19 protein-coding genes are annotated in these 21318 nt (G+C 60.5%); 11 read left to right on the top strand and 8 right to left on the bottom strand.

Going from position 1 to position 21318, the window contains the following annotated elements; all coding sequences use genetic code 11:
* Nucleotides 1-371: 371 nt before the first annotated feature.
* Nucleotides 372-785, top strand: coding sequence for a hypothetical protein (locus M673_RS22520; protein WP_148640234.1), 414 nt, complete (start codon nucleotides 372-374; stop codon nucleotides 783-785).
* A gap of 14 nt (nucleotides 786-799) precedes the next feature.
* Nucleotides 800-2770: a putative bifunctional diguanylate cyclase/phosphodiesterase gene (locus M673_RS22515; protein ID WP_148640233.1), complete on the top strand. Its 1971-nt coding sequence runs from the start codon at nucleotides 800-802 to the stop codon at nucleotides 2768-2770.
* Between the two features lie 67 nt (nucleotides 2771-2837).
* Here M673_RS22515 and M673_RS22510 read toward each other — a convergent pair whose 3' ends face one another.
* A complete protein-coding gene (locus M673_RS22510) occupies nucleotides 2838-3722 on the bottom strand; it encodes an alpha/beta hydrolase (protein ID WP_061979051.1) in 885 nt (294 codons plus the stop codon).
* A gap of 220 nt (nucleotides 3723-3942) precedes the next feature.
* Here M673_RS22510 and M673_RS22505 point away from each other — a divergent pair, with 220 nt between their 5' ends.
* Nucleotides 3943-6093 carry a TonB-dependent siderophore receptor gene (locus M673_RS22505; RefSeq protein WP_082640070.1) on the top strand — a complete coding sequence of 717 codons (2151 nt, stop codon included), beginning with the start codon at nucleotides 3943-3945 and terminating at the stop codon, nucleotides 6091-6093.
* A 536-nt stretch (nucleotides 6094-6629) separates the two neighbouring features.
* Here M673_RS22505 and M673_RS23870 read toward each other — a convergent pair.
* On the bottom strand, nucleotides 6630-6773 hold the full coding sequence (locus M673_RS23870) for a DUF1127 domain-containing protein (RefSeq protein ID WP_082640069.1): 144 nt from the start codon (nucleotides 6771-6773) through the stop codon (nucleotides 6630-6632).
* Nucleotides 6774-7021: 248 nt separating this feature from the next.
* On the opposite strand from M673_RS23870, the gene M673_RS22500 reads away from it, so the two are divergent.
* Entirely contained in the window at nucleotides 7022-7486 is a 465-nt protein-coding gene (locus M673_RS22500; RefSeq protein ID WP_082640068.1) for an NUDIX hydrolase, read from the top strand.
* A gap of 296 nt (nucleotides 7487-7782) precedes the next feature.
* Here M673_RS22500 and M673_RS22495 read toward each other — a convergent pair whose 3' ends face one another.
* A complete protein-coding gene (locus tag M673_RS22495) occupies nucleotides 7783-8145 on the bottom strand; it encodes a helix-turn-helix domain-containing protein (RefSeq protein ID WP_061978989.1) in 363 nt (120 codons plus the stop codon).
* A gap of 171 nt (nucleotides 8146-8316) precedes the next feature.
* On the opposite strand from M673_RS22495, the gene M673_RS23865 reads away from it, so the two are divergent.
* The 5 genes from M673_RS23865 (at nucleotide 8317) to M673_RS22475 (ending at nucleotide 11033) form a co-directional block, all read left to right on the top strand.
* Nucleotides 8317-8865 carry a PAS domain-containing protein gene (locus M673_RS23865; RefSeq protein WP_082640067.1) on the top strand — a complete coding sequence of 183 codons (549 nt, stop codon included), beginning with the start codon at nucleotides 8317-8319 and terminating at the stop codon, nucleotides 8863-8865.
* A 237-nt stretch (nucleotides 8866-9102) separates the two neighbouring features.
* Complete coding sequence (locus tag M673_RS23860) at nucleotides 9103-9384, top strand: type II toxin-antitoxin system RelE/ParE family toxin (RefSeq protein ID WP_082640066.1); 282 nt, start codon at nucleotides 9103-9105, stop codon at nucleotides 9382-9384.
* An 8-nt stretch (nucleotides 9385-9392) separates the two neighbouring features.
* Nucleotides 9393-9698, top strand: coding sequence for a HigA family addiction module antitoxin (locus M673_RS22485; RefSeq protein WP_061978987.1), 306 nt, complete (start codon nucleotides 9393-9395; stop codon nucleotides 9696-9698).
* A 248-nt stretch (nucleotides 9699-9946) separates the two neighbouring features.
* The gene (locus M673_RS22480; protein ID WP_061978986.1) at nucleotides 9947-10312 is read left to right on the top strand and encodes a hypothetical protein; all 366 of its coding nucleotides are present in this window, start codon (nucleotides 9947-9949) and stop codon (nucleotides 10310-10312) included.
* Nucleotides 10269-11033: a nucleotidyl transferase AbiEii/AbiGii toxin family protein gene (locus M673_RS22475; protein ID WP_082640065.1), complete on the top strand. Its 765-nt coding sequence runs from the start codon at nucleotides 10269-10271 to the stop codon at nucleotides 11031-11033. The genes M673_RS22480 and M673_RS22475 overlap by 44 nt, the downstream gene beginning before the upstream one ends.
* Nucleotides 11034-11182: 149 nt before the next feature.
* On the opposite strand, the gene traA is transcribed toward M673_RS22475, so the two are convergent.
* The gene (gene traA, locus M673_RS22470; RefSeq protein WP_082640063.1) at nucleotides 11183-15064 is read right to left on the bottom strand and encodes a Ti-type conjugative transfer relaxase TraA; all 3882 of its coding nucleotides are present in this window, start codon (nucleotides 15062-15064) and stop codon (nucleotides 11183-11185) included.
* A gap of 432 nt (nucleotides 15065-15496) precedes the next feature.
* Here traA and M673_RS22465 point away from each other — a divergent pair, with 432 nt between their 5' ends.
* Nucleotides 15497-16225 (top strand): hypothetical protein, encoded by a 729-nt coding sequence (locus M673_RS22465; protein ID WP_061978983.1) that lies wholly within the window; start codon nucleotides 15497-15499, stop codon nucleotides 16223-16225.
* Between the two features lie 84 nt (nucleotides 16226-16309).
* Here the strand turns inward: M673_RS22465 and M673_RS22460 are convergent, their stop codons facing one another.
* Nucleotides 16310-16912 carry a GIY-YIG nuclease family protein gene (locus M673_RS22460; RefSeq protein WP_061978982.1) on the bottom strand — a complete coding sequence of 201 codons (603 nt, stop codon included), beginning with the start codon at nucleotides 16910-16912 and terminating at the stop codon, nucleotides 16310-16312.
* A 525-nt stretch (nucleotides 16913-17437) separates the two neighbouring features.
* On the opposite strand from M673_RS22460, the gene M673_RS22455 reads away from it, so the two are divergent.
* Nucleotides 17438-18358, top strand: coding sequence for a metallophosphoesterase (locus tag M673_RS22455; protein WP_244510324.1), 921 nt, complete (start codon nucleotides 17438-17440; stop codon nucleotides 18356-18358).
* Nucleotides 18359-18990: 632 nt separating this feature from the next.
* Here the strand turns inward: M673_RS22455 and M673_RS22450 are convergent.
* From M673_RS22450 to M673_RS22440, 3 genes are all read right to left on the bottom strand, one after another.
* Complete coding sequence (locus M673_RS22450) at nucleotides 18991-20055, bottom strand: replication protein RepA (protein WP_061978981.1); 1065 nt, start codon at nucleotides 20053-20055, stop codon at nucleotides 18991-18993.
* 12 nt (nucleotides 20056-20067) lie between these two features.
* On the bottom strand, nucleotides 20068-20268 hold the full coding sequence (locus tag M673_RS22445) for a hypothetical protein (protein WP_061978980.1): 201 nt from the start codon (nucleotides 20266-20268) through the stop codon (nucleotides 20068-20070).
* 131 nt (nucleotides 20269-20399) lie between these two features.
* Nucleotides 20400-21077, bottom strand: coding sequence for a ParA family protein (locus tag M673_RS22440; RefSeq protein WP_061978979.1), 678 nt, complete (start codon nucleotides 21075-21077; stop codon nucleotides 20400-20402).
* Between the last annotated feature and the right edge of the window lie 241 nt (nucleotides 21078-21318).

The raw sequence follows: 21318 nt of genomic DNA, 5'->3' as shown, positions 1-21318 counted from the left end.
CAGGATTGGGAATGGGGTCCGCAGGCGGTGCAGGCAATACTGGACTTTGGCGAAGGTCTGCGTAAGGGCATGGGGATCGTCGTGCGCTGCGATCCCTTCAAACCCAACCGCCGCATGTTCTGTGAAACGGGGTTCACTCCACGTATCTTCCGCGCGAGAAGCGTGGGAAGGATGCAGATTTACCCGCTAATGAGTTCGAAAGATCGTACTTTCGATCAATAGAAGGAAGCACGAATTTAAAGTTTGTGAGTTAGCGATTGGCCTCCTTGTTTCTGGAGTTCCGTATGCTGAGCCGCCGAGATGTCGTTTTGGCATTTGCTGTCCTACCATTCGTTTTCTGGAGGCCGTTGCGCGCTGCAGCAGCCGATACGATGCTCCGCGTGATCGGCATGGTTGGAGACGATGTTGAAGACGGTCGGGTCGAGTACGACGCTGCTGCCCTCGATGCGCTTCCGCAAACCCGCTTCGCCACCACGACTCCCTGGCACGATACCCCAGTGGAGTTCGCTGGCGTTTCCGCCCGGGACCTGTTCCAAGCCGTTGGCGCACATGGCGAGAACCTGCAGCTTATCGCGCTCAACGACTACGTGGTGGAGGCTAAGGTAAGTGATATTATCGCTGGGGACGGCCTATTTGCGACGAGGCAGAATGGTGTCCCAATGCCGGTCAGCGACAAAGGGCCGATCTTCCTAGTTTTCCCCTTCGATCAACGACCTGAAACGCAGCATCAGGCTTATTATAGTCGTGCTGTCTGGCAGCTCGCCGAGATTGTTGTAACGCCGTGATCAGTCGAGGGAAGTTGACGCTACCGCGCAGCTTCCATCGGCTGCGGATCGGACTTGTGGCGGTGACAGCGCTTCTTGCGGTCACCGCCGTTACGGTCTCGGTACTGGCGGCTGCCTATCAGCACCGCATCGATGAGGCATCGCGATACAACCGGACCTTTGACGCCACACAGACGCTGACAGAACTCCTCCGACTGCAACTCGCTTTCGCCAAAGCCAAGAGTGCAGACGATCTGCACGAGCTTGAGTTGCGCGCCGCCATTCTGAAGAACCGTACGACCCTGCTGAACAGCGCAACCTTCCCGATCTCCGCAATGCGGGACGACCTCATTCCACGTCTTTCCAGGGCAATCACAGATGTAGAGTTGTTGCTGGATCGTATGCCGAGCCCTGAGGTTGTAGCTCAAGCCGAAGCTAGCCTAGATCCGCTAGTGCAACCGCTAGCACGAATGACGTCGCGCAGCCACGCCATGGCTGGCGACGAGGTGGCCCATAATCAGACGCAGCTGCGCCTCGTCTTCGTCAGCCTTTGCACAGTGACGCTCATGCTCGTTCTGTTCGGGGCGGCCCTCGTCATCTTTGTGCTTCGACAGAACAGCCGGCTCGACCGAACCGTGCGAACCGACACGTTGACGGGTTTGGCGAACCGATTTGAGTTTGGAGTGCGGCTTGAGAGCCTCGCGATCGATCGTGGGTGCGCCGTTATCCTCATAGACGTCGATCATTTCAAAACGCTGAACGACACTTATGGACATGATGTCGGCGATGTCGTTCTGGGCGAGGTCTCGCGTCGGCTCATTGAGGCAGCAGATGATGCAGCGCTCGTGGCTCGCATCGGCGGCGACGAGTTTGCGGTTCTATATGAGGGAAACGACGCGACGCGACGCAGCCGGTTGGCCTGCGAACGCATTCTAGATCGGATGCGCCAACCTATCGCGTCGGTGGGACGTAATATCGTGGTCGGGGTAACTTTGGGCCTGCGCACCCTTGGCACAGGTGAACCAGCGCACATCTCGGAAGCCTTAAAGGATGCCGATCTAGCACTTTACGAGGCTAAGGTCGCAGGTCGTGGTCGTACCATCGAGTTCCAACCGGAGATGAGGCAGGCATTTCTCGATCGCCACCGTCTCCAGAACGATTTGCGAGGCGCTCTCGAACGGGGTGAACACCACTTGCATTTCCAGCCGGTCGTGGATTTGCAAGCCAATAGGACGCTGGGCTTCGAAGCGCTTGTACGCTGGGATCATGCCGAACTTGGCGCCGTGCCTCCATCACGGTTCGTCCCAATAGCTGAAGAAAGCGGCCTCATCTTGGGCTTAGGCCGATGGATTCTCGATAAGTCAATCGAGACAGCGCGAGCATGGCCCGAGGATGTCTTCGTTGCCGTCAACATATCAGCCCGACAGCTGACCGATCCTGACCTCGCAGCCTTCATCTCCACAACGTTGAGGGACCACAACGTTGCCTCGCGACGGCTTGAGATCGAGATCACGGAAACCGCGCTCATCGAAAACGACGCCGTGGCGATCGGCACCCTACGAGCGCTACGCGACTTGGGTTGCCGGATCGCCCTTGACGACTTCGGCACAGGCTACGCATCGCTGAGTTACCTTCAGCGGTTTCCCTTCGACAAGCTGAAAATCGATCGCTCATTCGTAGACAGATGCCGTATCGATGAGAACAGTTCAGCTATCATTGCGGCCGTATGCACCCTTGCCCATCGCCTTCAGCTTGGCATCGTCGCAGAAGGTATCGAGACTGCCGAGCACCGCGCCTTCGTTATGGAGGCCGGTTGCGGATTGGGGCAAGGTTACTTGTTCGACCGTCCTTTGACAGAAACGAAGGTTCTCGACCGGCTGGCGCGTGAGGCAAGACATGCGAGCGCCCACATGTGGGCGCTGTGTCCAATTAGCACGGCAGTTGTAGGACATTGCCCAGCTATTACGGTTCCTAACGTCGTTGTTCGGGGTGTCGAACACGCTTAGAACGGCAACAACGCAACCGGTGCAGCGCCGGGTCATTCTGGAGGTTTTACGAGGTCGGCAACCACTATCAAACAGCGTCGATCTCAAACGCCATTCGGATGGCCCTCGACACGGCGATAGGCAGCATCGTCATATGGGTTTCACCCGAATAAATCTCGCAGCAGACGCGGGTGCGGGGTAGCGTGGAAAGACGTGCGGCCATCTCCCTTGTGAGCTCGAGCGTGCGGGCTGTGCGTGCATTGGAAAGGCGCTTCTCAGTGTCTTCGCGACCGTACTGAAACGGCGCGAGGGCGTCTCCCTCATATTCGCCCACCGAGAGATGGATTACGATGTCCTTCTCTCGATGCTCGGTAGCGAAGCGCCGTTCGCTGTCGAGTAGCCCTGCGCCTTCCCAGTAGATGGTTGGGCTGGCTGCGACATAGCGTGAGAATGCTTCGCACCCCGAAAACAGAGCATGCAAGGCGAAGAGGCCTCCGAACGAATGACCGAACAAGGTGCGCCGTGCCGGATCGATCCGCGCAAGGCCGTCGAGAAAAGGTAGCGCCTCCCCCTCGATGAAGTCGAGAAAGCGTTGCGAGCCTCCTGTCAGCACCTGCGGCCCACCCTCGAAGAATGGCGGATAGGACTGCCCTGGCGGTGGCGAGAGATCGAAGGAGCGACGCAGCGGATCATATGCGTCGTCCGTCGGGTAGCCGATCGCTGCGATAACACCCGGCCCGACATTGGTACCCATAGGGTAGCTCGATTGGACGCGAAGGGCATCCACCGCCGTCGCCATCATCGCGTTGCCATCGGTGATGACGAGGAGGGGCCATCCCCCAGCCGGCGCTTCCCCAGGTGGGACGTGCACGAAGACCCTCCATGGTTCAGCCTCCGACGATCCAAGGTCGAAGAACTGCGTCTGCGGGACGGAAAAGGACCGGCCCTCGGATTGAGTGGCAAGTGAGGTCACGCAGCTGTGACCAATCTGCCGCAATGCCTACACCTTGGCATCGATTGGCCAGGTCCGCTATGAACGAGATACAAAATCAAGTTGTTGTTCCATAACATTTTTTCACAGAACGCCCTGCAAAAAGGCCCAAAGGCGCTATTCGAAAATATTGACTCTTTAAGTCATGTTTCCCTACGCAGGCAACCAGCCGATCACAAGTCGCATGCCTTGAGGATTCACCATGTTCGCTGCTCGCAATGCACCCCGCGCGCTCGCCGCCGCCCTTCTGGGATGCACTTGTCTCACGTCGTTTGGCACGACGATGGCGCGCGCGCAGGATACGATCGAACTCGACACCGTCACTGTCGAGGGCAGCGCCGGTTCAACCACACCAGGAGAAGGAGAAGGCAGCGGACTGGAAACCGACGGCTACGTTGCCAAGGCGGCGGCTGTTGGAACCAAGACCGATACGCCGCTCAATAAGGTGCCGCAGTCCATCTCGGTGGTCTCCCGACAGCAGCTGGAGGACCGCAACGTCCAAAGCCTTTCGGAAGCCTTGACCTATACGCCAGGCGTGCGGGTCGGCGCCTTTGGTTTCGATCCACGTTTCGACAGCTTTTACATCCGGGGCTTCGACGTGGTCTACAACGGCGTTTATCGCGATGGCCTGCGCGAGCTCACCGGCAACTTCTCGATCTTCAAGACCGAGCCCTACGGCTTGCAAGGCATCAGCGTCCTCAAGGGTCCAAGCTCGGTTCTGTACGGTGGGGGCTCGCCCGGCGGCATCGTCAACCTGACGTCCAAGCGCCCGACCGATACGCCGTTCCGTGAGATCGAAACCCAGATCGGCAACAACAGCCGCTACCAGGCGCAGTTCGACGCATCCGGCCCGTTGGCGGGCAACGATAACGTCCTCTATCGCATCACAGGCCTAGCGCGCGGCGCGGAGACCGATCTTTCCAGTGTTCCCGACGACCGCACGTTCATCGCCCCGGCTCTGACGTTGCGCTCCGACGACCGGAACACGCATCTGACCATCCTCGGCGAGTATGCCGACATCACGACTGGCGGCAACGCGACCTACTTCAACCAGAATGGCCGCCCGACGGACCTCGAGTCCGGCGACCCTGCCTTCGGCGACTTCGACCAACGGCAAGGCCGGGTTGGCTACGAGTTCGAGCATCGGTTCAACGACACGTTGACCGTCCGCCAAAACCTACGCTACGCGCATATCGATGCGGACGTGAAGTATACCTCGATCGGCAGTCTCTCGGCGGACGGATTGACCGCTAGCCGGTCTACGGGACGCATCGTGGACAATCTCGACTCGATCGCTGTGGACAATCAAGCGCAGATGCACTTCGACACGGGACCGGTCGCCCATACGCTGCTCGGCGGGCTCGACTACAACCATGTCGATGTGGACGATAAGATCGGGCTGGGCAGCGCGCCAGACCTCGATCTCGTGACGCGAAACTACGGCGCGCAGGCGATCGCCTCCCCCGCTCTCGACTTCGTCGCGACGACGACACGGCAGAACCAGACAGGCGTCTACCTCCAAGATCAGCTCCAATACAACCGCCTCGTCCTGACGCTGGGCGGCCGGTACGACTGGCTGAGCCAGCAGGCATTCAACCAGCTCAGCGTCAGCACCAGCGAACAAGACGACGAAAAATTCTCCGGCCGCGCAGGTCTGAGCTATCTCTTCGACAACGGCATCTCGCCTTATGTCAGCTACTCGACCTCGTTCTCGCCCGTGATCGGCAACAGCTTCAGCGGCGCCTCCTTTAACCCGTCGCAGGGCAGGCAGGAGGAGATCGGCGTAAAATACGCGCCGACCGACATCAACTTGGTCGTCAATGCCGCGCTCTTCCGCATTCGTCAGACCAACGTTCTGGCGAGCGATCCCAATAACCCGAACTTCCAGATCCAGCGCGGGGAAGTGGAGTCCAAGGGCGTCGAGTTGGAGGCGACAACGAGCCTCATGGCAGGTTTGAGCCTGACTGCCGCTTACACCTATCTCGACCTCGAGATCACGGCGGGCGACAATGAGGGACGCGTCCCGTCCGGCATTCCCGCTCATCAGTTCTCGCTCTGGAGCGATTACACCGTCCAGAGCGGACAGGCCGCAGGGCTTGGTTTTGGGGCGGGCGTTCGCTATCTCGGCCAAAGCTGGGGTGACGACACCAACACGTCCCGCAACGACCCGCGCGTCCTTATCGACGCGTCGCTGTCATACGACTTCGGCAAAGCCAATCCGAAGCTCGAGGGCGTTAGCGCCCAAATCAACGCCAAGAACCTCTTCGACAAGCGCGCCGACAGTTGCCAAGCTGGCTATTGCTACCGCGACGAAGGCCGCAACGTGATCGGATCGTTGCGATATAGGTTCTGATCAGACAGCAGGAGAGGATATCCTGAACGGCGCCCAGCGCCGGCTTAATGCTGATGGTCAGACCATGCGGACTGGCGAACTGTGGTTTCTCGCAGGTGATTTCCTCGAAGCGAGACGATCCGCAAACCGCCCAGAACCCACAGTCTGCCTCCTACTCTGTCCTTGCCCGTGCGCCCACCACCACTGGTAGGGGACGGCCCATGATCACCTCGCAGCGTTTCGGTTTGCCCGTTGTGCACAAGCTGCGGGAGCCGGAGCCAAGCGGGCGGCTTTGTCGTTCCAACTCCTGGTGCGCTACTGCGTCCTGAGTAGCCTTACATAAACGCCTCGACATCAGTTGAGTTCAAATCGTTGGCGTTCTTCCAAACCTGAAACACCTGCAGCAAAAGGTGTTTTAAGTGAGCGTGCGCAAACGAAAACGCCCTTGCCGGGGGAGGACCGGCAAGGGCGTCAGCTTAGGGCCAGGGGTGGGAGAAACCTCTTGGCCGGGTCGCCGCAGGCCGGGGGAGGACCGGCCTGGACGGATGGGGAATGGGTTAGCGCACCGACTGGCGAGCGAGAGCCGGGATCTCGGAGCGCGAGATGCCGAGGTCGGAGAGTTCGCGCTGCGACAAGCGGTTCAGTTCGTTGGCCGTGCTGCGATACTGGCGCCAAGCGTTGAAGGAGCGAGCGAGGTTCATGGGAGGCTTCCTTGTCTGTCCGGCCTCTCATCGGTGGTGGCCGGCGTGTTCGTGTTCTTTCGATGCTCGGAACCTACGCTTCGCCTACGCCCGGCAGTAGCGCAAAGACCGAAGGGGAGCCCTGCGTCTTTTCGCTATCGGTGGCTTGCACGGGCGACATACGGGAGACGCATGGGTCATCCCTGGGCCAATTGATAAGCTAACGGAACCATGTGAAACCGTCTGGATCAGCACCGGTTGGATCCTGAATGAGCAAGCTCAAACTGCCTCGTCAGATCGCGGCGCTTCCCGTCCGCGTTGGAGAGTTTGGCATGGTTGAGATCTGCCTCGTCACCTCCCGTGAAACTGGGCGATGGATCATCCCGAAAGGTGGTCTCATGGTTGGAATAAGCGACTTGGAAGCAGCCAAAATCGAGGCGAAAGAGGAGGCGGGCCTGCTCGGAAAGGTTTGGGACAAGCCCCTCGGTCGCTACCACTTCTGGCGTCGTGGTGAAGGCAGATTCACTTACACCGAGGTCGCCGTCTTTTTGATGCGTGTGAAGCGTCAAAAGAAGCGATGGAAGGAAATGGAAGAACGTCAAACTTCCTGGCTATCTCTCTTGGATGCAGCGGACCATGTTCAAGAACCAGAGTTGAGCACGCTGATCGTGCGGCTGCCGAACAACGAAAAGGCTTGCACCTTCATTGGTCGTGGCTCGGACCTGCGTTTTTAGAATTGTCAGAGACTTTCGGTTTTCCGTAAGGCAGTAGCAAGGCACAGCGCACAGACGGTCGCGTCGAACTCTCCCGAGATCCAAAGCCCTGCCGCGACCTCTGCCGGCTCCAGACACACGTCGCATTTAACGAGACGATTGGGGGTGGCCACCTCGCGGGCGATCAACCGCTCTCGAATGGCCTGAATGTCAGATGACGGCTTCATGCCGCAGCGATCTAAACGCTGTCCAACAAATCGCAAGCGATACTCTTGGAAAAAATCCCCGGCGAAGGCGTTCAGGGGATCTATCCGCTGCTAGGGCTGGTCGAGCTTTGCCACCCCAGCGAACAGGTGGCGTAACGCCTCTCGCACCTGCATGTCCTTGACGCGTTCGAGCAGCTCTTCGTAGGCTGGTTCCATGCGAGGGAACGGGCCAAGGGCGCGTCTGGCGTCCACGTGCTCCATTCCTTGGAAAAACACGCTGGGCGTCACATTCAGCGTCCTCGCCAGGCGATAGAGCGTGCTGGCGCTGACCCGGTTCTGGCCATTCTCATACTTGCGAACCTGCTGATGCGTGATGCCAAGTTCGCTTGCGAGAGATTGAACGGACTTTTTCTGAGCCCGTCGAAGTGCCTCAATGCGCTTGCCCAAATGCCGATCAAAGGGGTCGCTGGTCATTGTCGTTTCCTTCCACGCCCACAGCGATCCGTGGGTCTAGGTTGTGTCTTGCAACCAGAGATTATTTCGATGCCTCACCATGCGGTGGACATTGCGCCAAGAGGTTCCTAGGACTCTATGAGGTCTAAAGAAAGTCCATGATGCGCGATATACTCGTGGGTTGTCGAAACGATGAATGACTCAGAGGACAATCAGATCGTTCGCAATCTGGTCGGCATATGGAACTGGCAGGTCAGCACCAATCTCGTCACCGCCTGTGATCAGGTCTGCGAATATATCAACGTCCCGCCTGAGACTGGACGCCACGGTGTCAAACCAGAGCGCTTCATTGCTGCCATTCATCCCGACGATCGAGAACAGCTCGCCCGGATCGTCGCTACGGTAATAGCGGAGGGCAATTCGCTCACGGCTGAGTATCGGCTTATGAGCCGCTTGCATGGAACGCGTTGGGTTCGCTCCATTGGACGCTGCTTTCGAACGGCGAATGGCGATCTGACCCATATTTCCGGGTACCTGGTGGATATCGACCCACCGTTATCACACCCGTTGGAGAGCGAACGGAAGGAACAGGAGATGGCGCTGATCGACCATCTCCTGCAAGCTCGTGACCTTGCCGTCTCCCTCAACTACAAGATGGTGTGCGCGTTGATCGATGCGACATTGCTGGAAACCGGCTACCAGACTGCGGCGGTTCTCGAAGCTGAGCCTGAGACCCCCTAACATCGAGGTGTTGGCGCAAGCGCACCAACCTGCTGAAGCTGATGAACTCAAGGGTGCACCCCGGAGCGGCGCCTGGATGTGACACCTCAAACGTCTCCATCCGATCTTCAACGCGCTTTGTGACACCTCCACTGAGGCGACCACCCTGTTGAGACAATCCAACAGCTTTTCCATCATCCTCCGACTTGCCTTCAACGATGAACGTATCATATGGTGATACCATGCTGAGGGCGTGGCGTGATCCGAGCCTATCGAGGCAAGCATACGGAGGCGGTCGCTTCGGGAGAGTCACCGAAGGGTTTCCCAGGCGATCTCCTCAGGGCTTCCCAGCGCAAGCTTGCCATGCTGAACGCTGCCGCTGCTCTCGAGGATCTGCGCGCCCCGCCGGGCAACCGGCTGGAAGCGCTCCATGGAGACCGCGAGGGCCAGCATTCCATACGGATCAACGATCAGTGGCGCATCTGCTTCCACTGGACGGATGCCGGACCTGAAGACGTGGAAATCGTGGATTATTATTGAGGATTGCTATGCTCGCGAACATGCTGCCGCCGATCCATCCCGGCGAAATTCTGCGGGAGGAGTTCCTGATCCCGCTCGATCTGACGCCTTATGCTCTCGCCAAGGCGATCGACGTTCCACGCACGCGGATCGAACGTCTGGCGCGTGAGGAAACCCCTGTCACGACCGACACCGCCCTCAGGCTTGCTCGCTATTTCGGAACGTCTGCCGAGTTCTGGACGAGCCTACAAGCGACGTTCGAGCTTAGAACGGAAGGCGAGGCAAAGCGCGAAGCGCTGCTGAAGATCCAGCCGCGCCAAAACGTGGCGGCTTGAGCCGGCTCTCCATCTCCGGTGGAGAGCATCCTACGCCATCTTGGCCGGGATCTGACGAGCCTAGAAATCGCCTTGGCTAGGCATGCTCGTTTGGCATGGCGACCGCGTCGGGCAGCATTCCATTCGCTATTATGTAGCAGTTGCCACCAGATGGAACTCACTGATCGATGTTACGAGACAATGGGTCTCAAGCGAGAGGGGAAGCGGGAGCCTTTTGACCAGTTGCCGTGTCGTGATATGGGGATTTGATGGTCGCGATCTCCAAAATGAGCAGTATCGAGGAAGCCGACGTTCCCCAAGCTTGGCGCTCGCTGATCGTGAACGCTTGGACGCCCTATGGACGTCGCTCTTCGACGCTGGCAACGGTCTATGCTGTGATCGTTGGCGAAATCGGTAGCGATCACGACCGTTTCATCGTTCGCAAGCTCCTCGAGGGAGCCGATCCCTCCCTTCTTTTCTCGGCGATCAGGCGGTCGGCTATGGGCTATCGGTCCCTTGCCGGGGTCGCGGACAGTGTGGGCGCGCGAAGCGGCGACAACGTCGCCGCGATCCGGGATAGGGCCAGCCGACATGGAAACCGAAATGTCAGAAAGATGGCCGGCACTTCTTCCTGACGCCGAGGCCATTCTCGACCATTACCGGGTGAAGGAGAACGCGACGCTCCGCGTCGGCGGCGGAACATCGCTGACGTTCTTCGTCGACCATCGCCTGTCCTTCGACCTCGACCTCTTTGTCGGTGATCCGGCACCCCGCGCCGGGCATCTGCACAGGTTGATGGCGAGCGGGCTGCCGCGCAGCCTGACCAGCGACGTCCAGTATCCCGGCAACTTCGTGAAGCTCGTGTGGGACGACATCGGCGAGATCGACCTGCTCGCCGCCGCGCCACTGACCCCGCATCCGGGCATTCCTGTGCGCGTCCAAGGAGTCGATCTCTGCCTGGAGCATCCGGAAGAGGTCGTGACCAAGAAACTGGTCTACCGGGCAACCAGTCCCGCCGCCGTGAAAGGTCGGGACATCTACGACATCCATGCGTGCCTCGGTGCCGGCCTTGTCCGACCGTCCAACCTGGCGGGCGTCGTCGGCGCCGAGCGGTTCGATGCCGTTCTCGAGGCTTTGGAGTACGACACCGACCGGATCATGGAAGAGGTCCGGGAACTCTCGCAGCGGAGGTTCGCTCCCAGTCCCGACGACCTCCGGCGCAGCATGCTGGAGCTGGCTTCGGCATCACCGGCCATGGATTTCGTCGAGTATGGCGCACCCCTGAACTTCGAGCACCTCGAAGCCCGGATTGGGCTTCGGATCGAGGCCGGCACCGATGCCAGGCGTTGCCCTTGATGGTCGGAGGTCGCCAGCCGTCGCTGGAACCAGCCGCGCCAAAACGTTACGGTTTAAGCCTGTGGTGCATCTCCGGTGGAGAGCATCCTACGCCATAAAGATCCATCGAAGCTTCAGGTCGCGAGGGCAAAGGGTGCGATCGTTGCGGCCTACCACTCCCACTGGTGCCCGCGTTCATGTCCATAGATGCGCTCCTGTTCGATCTGCCACACGCGCGAACGCTCATGCTTCTGCGCGGCATCGGCCTGACGTTCGGCGACGCTCACAGCCTCGATGGTGTGCTGGACCGTGGCTTGATCCTCGCGCGACAGGCCGGGTATCCGATGGATGGCGTCGGGCATGGTAAGGCGGCTGGAGAGGTCGCGGCTCCAGCTTTGTAGCTCCTCCCACGCCGGCTTGTTCTCAAGCGCCTTCAAAGACAATTCCTGGGACTGCTCCCGCTTGCCGGAGGTCCGCATCGAATGGGCTTGATTGAGGTCGTCCAGAAGGGAGCGAGCTTCGCGCGACAGGGCCGGAAGCGGCTGCCGCATGGCGTGGCGCCACGCGATTTCCCGCTCGCGCACTATCGGTTCCATTCTGGCAAGCGACCCAGCGTATTCGTAAACGATGGACCCAAGGCGAGGCACATGCTCGATCGCCGCTTGACGCTCGGCATCGGGGCGAAGCAGCCAGGTCCGACCTCCCAGCAGCTCACCAAAGCTCTGCGGCTCCCGTTCGATCCGATTGATGGTCACCATCACGTTGTTCGGAGAGGCAACAATTTCCGCTTTGGCCTGAGCCCATGCGCTTTCAACGTCGCGCCAAACATGGAGAGCCGTTTTGCGTACAAGCGTCTCGAAGTAAAGAACGTCTGAATCACGCGCCACGGCCTGCGCGACGGCTTGATCGACGCTGAGCAACCATGACGTCACGGCGGGAAGGAAGTCGCGTCGGGGCGCGACCGGCACGGAAGGCTCCAAAACGGGCTCAGGAACGCGTTCGTGCCGTTTGAGCTGGTCCGCAACCATCCGCTCGTAGTCTCGCAGCACCGAGCGATCTTCTCGCTCCTGACGGTAGCTCGTATCGATGGCACGCACGGTCTCCAGAAGGCCAAGCTCCCAGGTCCCTCGCGAGACCGCGTGGACGTCACGCCAATTCGCCTGGAGAGCGTCCAGAACCGGCGGCGACAGGTGCGCCAACCGAGGCTCGTCTTGCGCGTCGGGAAGGTGGGGACCGATCGACACGACGAGAGAGGGCGGAACGATCGCGGCGACCGTCTCCGCATAGGCGCGAAGCGGCTCGGCCGTGACCGATCGCGTCAGCTCGTTTTCAGCGGTGAAGAAAGCCGAGCGCCGTGCCAGGCCCTCGTGGTTCATGGCGGCGGAATGGGACTGAACATGCTCCAGGCGGTTCAGGGCATGACGCAGATCCTCGCCGGGTTCGAACTGATGCGAAGGGTCGCGTTCTGGAATGGCCCGTTCCGTCGGAACTCGGATCTGCTCGTGCGCGGGAATAGCACGCCTTTGTTCAAAGAACTGGTTCGCGAACTCGCGCACGGATTGGAGCACGTCGGAGGGATGCGGCAAGCCCCGCTGTTCGAGGAAGGCATCGAAGCGACCGGCCAGGCTTTGCTCGTAGGCCCGACGCTCATCCAGAGCCTGTCTGGCTTGCGTGTAGTCGAGCGTAGGGGCGTAATCGAGCGAGGTGTCCTTCAGCCGGTCCATGGCCAGACGGTTGAGGGCGTAATCGGGGGTCGCCAGTTCTGACCGCGAGGGATGCGTGAAGGCATCCAGCGGAACGTGCATCGTGACCTCCTCACGATGACGCGATAGGGCGACATAGGAGAGCTGGGCGTCCATCATTCCGCTGGCGACGACATGCACGCGGTCGTGTGTGGCGCCCTGCGACTTGTGGATCGTCGTGGCGTAGCCGTGGTCGATGTTGTTGTAGCCCTCCCGCGACACGGTGACGGGCTCCAGACGATCCGGCACCGACACGCCGAGGCGGCCTTCCACGATTTCTTCCACGACGCCGATCGTGCCGTTGCGAACGCCGAGATGTCGGTCGTTTTCGAGGAAGAGCACGCGATCGCCAACCGCGAACTCGCGCACGCCCCGCGCGGTCACGAAGCGCTCGCCGTCAGAGAGACCACCATCGAGCCTGATGGCTTCGCGAGCCAAGGCATTCAGAGCCAACACGTCCCGGTTCGTGTGAGCCAACATCACGACATCGGCGCCGGCAGTCCAATCATGTTTCCAGCCTTCGATGGCGGACTGATAGGCGCTGCTGGCGGTCTCGTGGAACTGGAACGCGTCGTTGCCATGGTAGATGCTCAGCGCGGAGCGAGTTTGCCCCGCGCCGAACAGGACGCTGGCCTGGGCATGATCGTCGCGTTCCTGACGGCGAACCTCGGTCAGTTCGACGTAGCCGACCTCATGCGCGATGGACCGGAAGGCGGCACCGGCTTCGATCGGTTGGAGCTGGCGAGCGTCACCGACGAGGAGAACCTTGGCGCCGAACTCGTCCAGGCGTTCCATCACCCGCAGCATCTGCGCGGACGCGACCATTCCGGCCTCGTCGATGACGAACACGTCGCCCTTGTTCAGGTGATCGAAGCCACGCGACCATGAGCTTTCCCAGGAGGCCAGGGTTCGGCTCGCGATGCCGGAAGACTGCTGGAGATTGTCAGCGGCTTTTCCCGCCAGCGCCGCGCCCCAAACACGGGTTTCCTCGGAGTGGTAGATCTCGTTGACCGCGCGCATGACAGTGGACTTGCCGGCGCCCGCGATGCCAACCATGACGCCGACGCCTTCGTCCCGGGTCAGGCGCTCGATGGCGGCCCGTTGCTCGGGCGAGTAGGAGAAACCCTGGGCTTCCTCGGATCGAAGGTACGCGGCCTCGCGAACCTCGGGCGCGACAGCGAAGCTGTGGTCATGATGGCGGGAGTGGATGCGCTCCTGCAAAAGGGCTTCGCGTTCCAGAACGGCGGTGGTGGTGAAGCGCTCGCGCTGGACGATACGATCGCTTTCGGGATCGTGGATTTGAGCCTGCACCGTCACCAGTTCGGGGAGCATTCCGACCTGCTGCATCAGGCCCTGGATGTCGTTTCCTCGACCGGCGTAGCGGTGAAGCACCTTGGCGATGTCGCGGGTGTCGAAAGTCGACTGCTCGCGGGTGATGTGTTCGAGCACGAGGGAGGGGTTCTGGCAGAACGCCTGGAAGTTCGCGGCGCGGTCTTCCTGATCGAACTTGGGAACCTCATGCTCGGGGGTGATCTCCCGCATGTGATGGGTCTTGCCGCGGTGGAGCGTCGGCTCGATTTCGTGGATGCCGCGTTCCATGAAGGAGCGATGATCGACGGTGATGTCGTAACCTGCGATCGAGAGAGCGTGGTTCACCTCCTCGGCCCAGGACGCGCGCATCGCATAAAGCTCGGGTTTGGTCCCCGACCATTTCTCGTAGACCACATCGCCCCGGGCGGTTTTGCGCGGCTCTCCATCTTCGTTGTAGGCAATCGTCGCCTTCGGTCCAAACCCCTGTTCTGTTAGAGGTCGGACGGTCGAAAGGATGTGAACATGGGGATTGTGTTCGCGCCCTTCCGGAAGGTGATAGGCCCAATCCGCAACCCGCCCCTTGGCGGAATAGTTCTGCTCGATGAAGGCGCGAACGAGTTCGATGTTTTGCTCGCGCGTCAGCTCGACCGGAAGCGCCAGAACCAGTTCCGTGGCGTAGTGGGCGTCCCGCCGCTTCTCCCCGGTCTCGACCGCATTCCAAAGAGCCTCGGAGGCCACAGCGGCGGCTGGGCCTTCGACCCGGTTGGCAGCGGAGTCTGGATCGTAGGTCCGAACGTGCAGTGCCGATAGCAGCCAGCCTGGCGCATTGGGCGGGAGGACGATCTCGGAGTGAATGGTCCCCTTCTTATGGGAATAATCTTCGATCTGATTGCCGCGCTCACGTTCCATACGAACGGAGTGACGATAGGCAGCAGCGGCCACGGCCGATTGGCCGTACCCCCCCGAAATCGCAGACTGGCGGAAACTGTAGATCGCCAAACCGTACCCAAAACGCGAAAAGGCCGCGTCAGCGGCATGTTTTGAAGCCTAGCAAGGGTCTGTTGCGAAAAGCAACAGCTAAGTGCGCTATTAGCTTCGCTACTAGATACCAGCGCGACCGCGAAGCGGTCTCCGTTTGAAAGCGGTCGCTCCGCTCCGGAGAGACCGCTAGGAAAAGGCAGAAGAGAGGAAACAGCAGGGTCCTGCGAGGCACGGCATGCGTCGCCGGGATCGCGGCGAAACACCCTTTGAGCGGCTTCCAAACCTCCATCAGATCGGCCAAGAAAACAGGAAAGAAGCACCTGGCGAGCGAGCCTCTTCGACACGCCGCTCGTGCTGATGCGTCGCAATGTCAGGGCCCTCTTCGCTGCTCGTCCGAGCGAGCCCGAAGAGGCGCAGCGGGAACCGGACGGAAAAGGAAGGAGCCACCGCATGCAGGACGCTGCCATCGACGCCTATCGGCGATTTGCTCGTGGCGAGCCCGGTGTCTGCCAGGAAACGGGAGAAGGCGGGGCGTTCGCCTTCGCGGACGAGCATGAGATCACGTGCGGGTTTGACTCGCGTTACGACACCAAGTGCTTCGTCTGGCTGATGCCCGAGCGTGGCCCCGTCGGCCCTCGTTGCGATCGCTGGATCGATCAAGCTCTTCGCGAGCGACGCATCGGACTGCATGCCTCTGACCAGGGTGCGATCGACGTGTTCGATCCCGCCATCCTGCAAGCCGCTTTCGGGATGGGCGCCGAGCGCATGGCGAGCGTTCTCAGCCTGCAGACCGATGCCGATGGCCGCGTCGGGTTCGACGAACTGGCATCCGTGTCCCTGCACCTGCGCTTTGTTCTGGAGGGTTGGATAAAGCATGGGTCGCTCCCCCTGCTTCACATCGTCGAGCGCATGCTCCAGCCTGTTGACCGGGCCGACGAACCGGAGGCGGTGGGACGCCTGGCCATGCTGGTGCAGGTCGCCCTTCACCAAGCGGGCGGTGGTCACCCCGAGAACCCGGTTCAGGCTGGCGCGTCTGCCGGGTTGCACGAGGCGACCGAGCGGTGGGTCGAGGAGAGGATGCGAGCCCGTCAACGGCGTGAGGAGGCGGAACGCTGCGAGCCCCTCCTCGCCGCCGAGTTCGCCGCCGCTCTCGAGACGCTTGCCCGCGCCAGCGACTGAGACGGCGAAAGCGCTTTCCACCGTCCCGTTCCCTGGCCCATTCCCTGCCCCGATGCCCATCCCGAACCGGTCGGATGGGATTGCTCACCGCGTCCCGGCCTGAGCGGCGTCGCAATGGTACTTCCGCTCGTAGCGGCGATGGCTGCGGTAGTGCTTGGGAATGGCGCGGTGTGCGCCGGGGTTCAGAAGCTTGTGCCCCTGTGCCGTCATCCGGTGCACCCAGGTCGTTTCCAGCGCCAGCACTTCCTTGCACGACCCCGCCTCGCCCAGCTGCCGGAAGATCGGCCCCGTGCCGTCTGCGAGATGGGTCGCGATCTGCTGGATCCGACGATACCTCAGCATCGTGTCGGCGTGAGGATTGGGCTCACCGGCCAGATCCTCACGCAACTTTGGCAACTCGTCGATGCTGGCGCGATGCTCCTGCCAGCGACGCTCCAGACACGTCGTCATCCCGACATAGAACGGCGTCCCATCCGGTCGGCAGATCGCGTACACCCAATACGTCGGAGCGTAGGGATCCGGAGCGTCGTGGAACGTGCCCGCCGTGCCTGCGTACCCCATTGCGTAGGCACACAGACGCGCATCATCAAGCGAGCGCAGATCCTCCTCGTCAAACAACAGGCTGCCGTCCACCGACAGGTCTTCGATCGCCAGTTCATGCGGTTCCAAAAAGGCCAAACAGGGCATGGGGTCTTCCTCTCTCTCCTGAACGAAGTTCCCCCTCTCCCTCCCTGTCTCGTTCTCTCAACCGCATCGCTCCGATTGGGCCCGAACCTTGGCGTCCACGATGCCGCTGATGCATCGCATCGCGCGCCGATCCGGATGGCGCCAAGAACCGTCAGCCGCTACGCTTTGCCTGGCCTGGATGGAAGGACGAGGGCTCATGCTGCAGGCCGAGGATGAACAGCGCTCCGCCTTCCCCCTGTCCGCCTCTGTGTGCGACCGCGCGCCGAGCATCCGGCCGTTCGGCGGATCCGCCCTCCCCTCCCGCGTCGACGACGGCCGCATCGCTCTCGGGTGGCCATTGCGTGGCCGACACCACGATGCCCTGATGCCGCTCTTTGAGCGTCGCGCCGGTGACAAACCGCTTGCGTCGGTACCCGCCCGTCGAGGCCGGTCCAGCGACCGACGTCGGACGCGATCCGAGGCGCCTCGAAGCGGAACAAGGGCGCTGGTGAGAGCCGCCGCCCCCCACGCCATCGGATAACGCGGATGACCAACACGATCGCCCGGCTTTGGATCTTGTCCGATCTCCATCTGGAGACCCTTCCCCACCCCGATGCCTTCGCCCCCACGCCCCCCGACTTCGACGTCCTGGTTTGCGCCGGCGACGTCTGGCGCGCCGATCCCGCGCACGGCTTCCGCGTCCTGCGGCGCCTGGCCGGGAACAAGCCCGTGGTCTGCGTGCTGGGCAACCACGAGCACTGGAACAGCGTGCTGGGCGAGCGGTTGCCCGCTGCCCGCAAAGCTGCCGAAGCTTACGGGGTCACCCTCCTGCAGGGCGATGCGGTGACGCTGGCGGGATGCCGCTTCGTCGGCACGACGCTGTGGAGCGACTACGCGCTCGCCGGCGACACGGTGAAGCCGGACGGAGAGACCGGCGAAGCGATCCGGGTCGAACAGGAAGTCGAACACGGACCCGGCACGGCCCTGCTGACGATCGGCGCCACCGTTGCGCAGCACCGGATCGAGCGGGCACGCCTCGTCGAGCTGATCGACGCCCACACCGGACCCGAGCCGCTCGTCGTCGTCACGCATCACGCCCCCCATCCCGACTGCGTGCCGCCGCAGGACCACGGCACCTTCCTGGCCGGCAACGGCGCCTCCGATCTGTCTCCTCTCCTCGACACCGGTCGGATCGATCTTTGGGTGCACGGGCACCTGCACCACAGCGTCCAGATGGCCCTTGCGAGCGGCACGCTTATTCGGTGCAACCCCGCCGGGACGCGGTTCAGCAACTCAAGCTTCGACCCCGCCCTGACGATGCCAGCGCGCGAGATCTGCGACCCCATCCGCATCCGCGACCGCCTGGCTCCGGTCCTCGCCATGGCCCAGGCAGCGGGACCTTACGCCCCAACCACCTGGGAGGAAGAGAAGCGGTTCATGGACGAAATCTGGGGCGAGGAGGACTAACGACCTGATCGATACAAAATTGATCGCTTATCCAGTGGATCACGGAACTGCCGGCGGTGGTAAATCGGTCGGATGCTGCATGATCCGGAGCACCCGCTTCGCAACCATTCGTTCTCTGAACGGCTTATTTTCCGGATTCGAGAAGAATGTGAGGCGGTCTACCGTGGGATACGTCTAATTCTCTTGAAAATGGCTGTAGGCGCTCGTTCGTAGGGGAAGGCACCTCCGGCTCGCAAAAATTTATGGAATGCATTCCTTGGCCCGTTATTCGCTTTTCACAGGTTTTTTCATCGAAGCTGTATTTCTGGGATTCTGACAGGATTCTGAAGGTGGTTTTCTGGAGACGTTTCTGAATATTTCTGTTCCTTATATAGGGGCGCCCCCGAACATGCGTGGAAGCGCCCCCGAACATGCGTACGAGCGCCCCCGAACATGCGTGTCACTCAGACCAACCGCCCCCGAACATGCGTGGAAGCGCCCCCGAACATGCGTAATGTTTATATAAGTCACTGATTTTGTTTGACCTGTCTTATATTAGGCCGCCCCCGAACATGCGTGGGGCTATGCGCCCCCGGACATGCGTGAGTTCTTTAGGGGGTGCCCCCGAACATGCGAACTTAAAGTGCTGAAATTTAACGTTTTTTTGGAAGAGCTAAAAGGGAGGGGTCCGTAGGGTTCATCTCCAACCCTTGTGTGGTGACCTTTATCTGGAGTTTTGGAAAAACCTCTTTGATAGCAGCAAGATCCTCGGTGAGCTGCTCGCGGAATTTCCGGTCGCGCGAGATCCCCTCTCCGAACTGTTCCTTCAGAGGTTTCCAGTCTAGGATCAGGGGTTCGTCTAGGCGGGTGGCCCTATAGGTGATCCAGAAAAGTAGGTCGAGCTTGCGCGCAGAGTTCGAGAAGGCCTTCAAAGCCCGAACGTCGATAGGCAGAGCATGTTTCTTCAGCTGGTTATAGAAACTCTCGGAGAACTGGATAGTGTTGGGACTAAGGCTGCGTTGATCCGGATGGCCCTCGTACCAAAGCTCGACCTTCTCAAGCGGCTTCATCTCCATCGTCGCGGAGCGGTGGCCATCCCACGCACCGAACGTCATACGGCATGCGGCCAAGGCCCTAAGCTGGTCCTTGAAGTGGCGGATGTTCCCTTCCCTGCCTCCGGTCGGCTCGAAGCCGATCTCGCGCATAAACTCCGAGAACGATGCGCCAGTCTCTACGGTGGAGCTCTGGTTCCGTAGAGCTTCCGTTGAGAGGTGAGCCATTATCAGACGCGCCTTCGGTCCCCAGGGAACCGGCTGAGGAGTCCACTCTCCGTTCGGAGCCATGAGTGTGCCGGACGAAACCACCAAGGACATTTTGCCCTGTCGGCGCTCGTAGCGTGTCACATCTGCGGGGAGCGCTCGATAAGGTAGGCTGCAGATGGCTAGAGGGGTTGGGAGAAACCGGAGATAATCGGCTGATGGCTTCTCGCTTTCGACTTGGATACGAGCGCGAGCGCGCCGACGGACGCCAACCGGGAGCTTCTCGATAGCTTGTGCAGCCTTCGCCTCCCGATCGCGTTTGCCCTGTCGGCGCGTCAGCTCTTTGACCATGATAGCGTAGGTGCTGCGACCCTCGAACTCTCTTAATTCAGCGAGTAAATCTTCGTCGCGAATGGCTCCGAGCTTGTCGGACAGACTGACGCTATCAATCTTTGACATCGAAGAGATTCCTTACGAGGCCTGCTCAAAAGCATCCATCAATGCGACGAGCATTTCTTCTCCGGATAAAAGGTCATGTTGCTGAGCCAGTCTCCAGAAGCGCTCCCGCACCTCTGGCGACGTCGCGATATTGAGTTTGGCAGTGCGGTTCGAACGGCGAAGCGCGCGAGCATCGAAGGCTTCTTTCGTGGGTTCGGCCTTCGCGTTCGGCATGGGAGCATGTCGAGTTCGGAAACCTGCCTTCTCCGCAGCCTTAACCACCTCTGGTGACGGTAGGGCGGGACGTTCAGTCCGCGGTCGGAAGCTTGTGACGTCTGGCAGATCTAGGGGGATGCGTTCACGGCTCATCGTGCGTTCTCCTCGTTGAGAGCTGCAATCACGGACTGGGCAACAGCGGTTGCGTTCTCTTGAGCCGCTTTTGGATTAGAGACATCCTCGACAGTTAGGTCGAATATCGTGCCGCCAATCTGGAAGATAGCGCTGAAGGCTGCACGTTCGAACAAAGCGCTATCCAACACCGGAATGCCCTTCTCATCGAGCGTTGTGCGGATGTGCTTCTGCTCTCGGCTCTGGATCATACCGATCATCGAGAACATAACCCGGTAAGGGATCTGGCGCCTGAAAACTTTACTTTCCCGCTCGATCAGTGAAACCACCCTTGCCGCCTGATCTACGTCGAGTTGTTTCCCGCGCATTGGGATCAGGACTAGGTCGGCGCGTGAGATTGCATAGCTCGCGGTCACGTTTGCCGATCCCTCAAGATCGACAATCACAAACGGTTTGCGCTCAGCCGCATCGTCAATCACTTCAACGACCGTTTCCTCGGTGACGTCACCGATTATCTCGAGACGCTTCGGAACGCTCTTCGCAAAGCGTGAAGCCCAGGTGGCAAGTGGTTGGTTGGGATCGGCGTCGATCAATGTCACGTTCGATCCGGCCTCAGCATACACCTGCGCAAGCAGGAGAGCAGTTGTGGATTTCCCAACGCCACCCTTTGTTGAGCACAGGACAATCACCGGCATCTTCTCAGTTCCCTTACGGTTCGCAACAGCCATGATGCCGAAATGTGGTTACCAGAAAGCGACCACGAACCGACACAGAAGCCAAAAGGAACTAGCTGAGAACTAGCATGCTGTCCAGAAGGAAGTGAGTTCCGAATCGGTTCCAGGTCGGTTCTGACTTAATTCCAATTCAGTTCCTTGTCAGATGGAACTGAGAACTAATTCGACATTTCCGATGCAGCTCGCTCATGCTAGAGCGTTT

The organism is Aureimonas sp. AU20 (genome assembly GCF_001442755.1).
GTDB lineage: Bacteria > Pseudomonadota > Alphaproteobacteria > Rhizobiales > Rhizobiaceae > Aureimonas.
Note: the sequence above shows the minus strand (reverse complement) of the source record. Positions and strands in the feature narration are given on the sequence as shown.